Genomic DNA, 3429 nt, shown 5'->3' with positions numbered 1-3429 from the left:
GATCGGGGCGCTCGTCGGGGCTGCAGAGATGGTCTATCGCGAGAACATCAGGGCGCGCTTGACCTCTTGGATCGCCTGCGTCACCTGAATGCCACGGGGGCATGCGTCGGTGCAGTTGAAGGTGGTGCGGCAGCGCCACACGCCGTCGGCGTCGTTCAGAATGTCCAGTCGCTCGATGGTGCCCTTGTCGCGGCTGTCGAAGATGAAGCGGTGCGCGTTCACAATCGCGGCCGGACCGTAGTACGAACCCTCGGTCCAGAACACCGGGCAGCTGGTGGTGCAGCATGCACACAGGATGCATTTGGTGGTGTCGTCGAACCGGGCCCGGTCGGTCTGGGACTGGATGTATTCCTTGGTCGGCGGGTTGCCGTCGGTGATCAGGAACGGCTTGATCGCGCGGAACGCGTCGAAGAACGGCTCCATGTCAACGACGAGATCCTTCTCCACCGGAAGACCCTTGATGGGCTCGATGGTGATGGTCAGTTCCTTGGCCGAACCCTTCGGCATAAGGTCCTTCATCAGAAGCTTGCAGGCCAGGCGGTTGACGCCGTTGATCCGCATGGCATCCGAGCCGCACACGCCGTGGGCGCAGCTGCGGCGGAAGGTCAGGGTGCCGTCCAGGTAGCCCTTCACGTAGAGGAGCAGGCTGAGCAGGCGGTCCGAGGGGAGCGCCGGTACGCGGAAGCTTTCGAAGCCCTGCGCATCCGGATTCTCCGGGTTGAAGCGGTAGATCTTCAGCGTCACCATCGTCGCCTCGGGCGGAACCGGAGGCAGATGGGTGGTGGTTTCTTCGACAATCGCAGTCATCTCAGTACTTCCGCTCCATCGGCTCGTAACGGGTCTGAACGACGGGTTTGTAGCCGAGCTCGATGTCGGCGATCAGCCCGTCACCCTTCTTGTAGGCCATGGTGTGCACCATGAAGTTCTCGTCATCGCGGTTCGGGTAGTCCTCGCGAGCGTGGCCGCCGCGGGTCTCCTTGCGGTTCAGTGCGCCGACGACGGTCACCTCGGCAAGCTCCAGCAGGAAGCCGAGCTCGATGGCCTCGAGCAGGTCGGAGTTGAAGCGCTTGCCCTTGTCGGTGACGGTCACGTGGTCGTAGCGGACCTTGAGCGCGCGGACGTCTTCCAGCGCCTGAGACAGGGTCTCTTCGGTGCGGAAGACGGCAGCGTTGTCGTTCATGGTCTGCTGCAGTTCGGTGCGGATGGTCATCACGTTCTCGTTGCCGTGATCGCTGAGCATCTGGCCGACCCATTCTTCGACCATCGCCGACGGGTTCTCCGGCAGCGGAGCGAAGCCGTGACTGTTGGCGTACTCGGCGGCGGCGATACCGGCCCGACGACCGAAAACGTTGATGTCCAGCAGCGAGTTGGTGCCCAGCCGGTTGGCGCCGTGTACCGACACGCAGGCGCACTCGCCCGCGGCGTACAGACCGTGGACCACCTGGTCGTTGTCGGCGAGCACCTGGCCGGTGATCGTCGTCGGGATGCCACCCATGACGTAGTGACAGGTCGGGTACACCGGCACCAGTTCGGTCACCGGGTCCACGCCGAGATAGGTGCGGGAGAATTCCATGATGTCCGGGAGCTTGGCCATCAGCGTCTCCTCCGGGATGTGCGTGACATCCAGCAGGACGTAGTCCTTGTTGGGGCCGGCGCCGCGGCCCTCGAGAACCTCGATGACCATCGACCGGGCGACGATGTCGCGGGGCGCGAGGTCTTTGATGGTGGGGGCGTAGCGTTCCATGAAGCGCTCACCGCTGGCGTTGCGCAGGATGCCGCCCTCGCCGCGGACGCCCTCGGTGATGAGGATGCCCAGGCCGGCCAGGCCGGTCGGGTGGAACTGGTGGAACTCCATATCTTCCAGGGGCAGGCCCTTGCGGAAGATGATGCCCATGCCGTCGCCGGTCAGGGTGTGCGCGTTGGAGGTCACCTTGTACATGCGGCCCGAGCCGCCGGTGGCGAAGACGATCGACTTCGCGTGGAAGACGTGGATCTCGCCGGTGGCCAGCTCGTAGGCGACCACGCCGCTGGCGACCGGCTCGCCTTCGGCGTTCTCGGTGAGGTTCAGGTCGAGCGCGTAGAACTCGTTGAAGAACTGCACGTTGTGTTTGACGCAGTTCTGGTACAGCGTCTGCAGGATCATGTGACCGGTGCGGTCGGCGGCGTAGCAGGCCCGGCGCACCGGGGCTTTACCGTGGTCGCGGGTGTGACCGCCGAAGCGGCGCTGGTCGATGCGGCCCTCGGGGGTGCGGTTGAACGGCAGCCCCATCTTCTCCAGGTCGAGCACCGCGTCGATGGCTTCCTTGGCCATCAGTTCGGCAGCATCCTGGTCGACGATGTAGTCGCCGCCCTTGATGGTGTCGAAGGTGTGCCACTCCCAGTTGTCTTCTTCGACGTTGGCCAGCGCGGCGCACATGCCGCCCTGGGCCGCGCCGGTGTGGGAGCGGGTGGGGTAGAGCTTGGTCAGCACCGCGGTGCGCACCCGCGGGCCAGCTTCCACCGCGGCACGCATCCCGGCGCCACCGGCGCCGACGATGACGACGTCGTAGCGATGTTCCTGAATCATCGAGGGCCTTCCGGAGACTTAGGGGATGTTCGGGTTGAACGTGACCAGGACGTAACTGCCCAGCACCACGGTGAAACCGGTGGCCAGCAGCAGCAGAGAGTTCAGATAGAACTTGGTGACGTTCTTGCGGGCGTAGTCGCCGATGATGGTGCGCATGCCGTTGGCGCCGTGGATCATGGCCAGCCACAGCATCGCCATGTCCCAGATCTGCCAGAACGGCGATGCCCAGCGCTCGGCGACGTAGTCGAAGTCGATGCGGTACACGCCGTCCTGCCACATCAGCCCGATGAACAGGTGGCCGATGACCAGGAAGATCAGTGCGACGCCGGAGAACCGCATGAACAGCCACGCGTACTTCTCGAAGTATGGGATGCCGCGGGGCCTGCGTGGGGCGCGCGGGTGATCCAGCGCGGCCGGCCGGTCGAATTCCTTCTCCAGTACCGGGGCGATGCGGTCCTCGCGGTGATACGGAGTCCGTTCAGTGGTCATGTCGCCATTCCAAACCAGTGAAACTTCTCTGACATGTGGATGCCCAGCGTCACCAGGGCGGGCACCATGACCAGCAGCCAGATGACCGCGACGCCGGCCAGCATCTTGCGCTGGTGGCGGGGGCCCTCGGACCCGAAGTCGATGAGGATGATCCGGACGCCGTTGAAGGCGTGGAACAAAACCGCCGCGACCAGGCCGATTTCCATCAGGCCGACCAGCGGGGTCTTGTACGAGCCGACCACGTCGTCATAAATCTCCGGGCTCACCCGCACCATGGCAGTGTCGAGCACGTGCACCAGGAGGAAGAAAAAGATGGTCGCACCGGTGATCCGGTGCAGAACCCACGCCCACATGCCCGCGTCTCCGCGATACAG

4 protein-coding genes are annotated in these 3429 nt (G+C 64.5%); all 4 read right to left on the bottom strand.

The window, feature by feature from the left end; all coding sequences use genetic code 11:
• Positions 1 to 33: 33 nt before the first annotated feature.
• Positions 34 to 807, bottom strand: coding sequence for a succinate dehydrogenase iron-sulfur subunit (locus WAW85_RS05925; protein WP_422558715.1), 774 nt, complete (start codon positions 805 to 807; stop codon positions 34 to 36).
• A gap of 1 nt (position 808) precedes the next feature.
• A complete protein-coding gene (sdhA, locus tag WAW85_RS05920; RefSeq protein WP_422558716.1) occupies positions 809 to 2563 on the bottom strand; it encodes a succinate dehydrogenase flavoprotein subunit in 1755 nt (584 codons plus the stop codon).
• 21 nt (positions 2564 to 2584) lie between these two features.
• The gene (locus WAW85_RS05915) at positions 2585 to 3055 is read right to left on the bottom strand and encodes a succinate dehydrogenase hydrophobic membrane anchor subunit (RefSeq protein ID WP_422558714.1); all 471 of its coding nucleotides are present in this window, start codon (positions 3053 to 3055) and stop codon (positions 2585 to 2587) included.
• On the bottom strand, positions 3052 to 3429 hold a 378-nt coding region (sdhC, locus tag WAW85_RS05910; protein ID WP_422558713.1), incomplete at its 5' end, for a succinate dehydrogenase, cytochrome b556 subunit. The genes WAW85_RS05915 and sdhC, both read right to left, overlap by 4 nt.

This window comes from Gordonia sp. (in: high G+C Gram-positive bacteria), from assembly GCF_049299075.1.
Classification (GTDB): domain Bacteria; phylum Actinomycetota; class Actinomycetes; order Mycobacteriales; family Mycobacteriaceae; genus Gordonia.
This window is presented reverse-complemented; position numbering and strand designations above follow the sequence as displayed.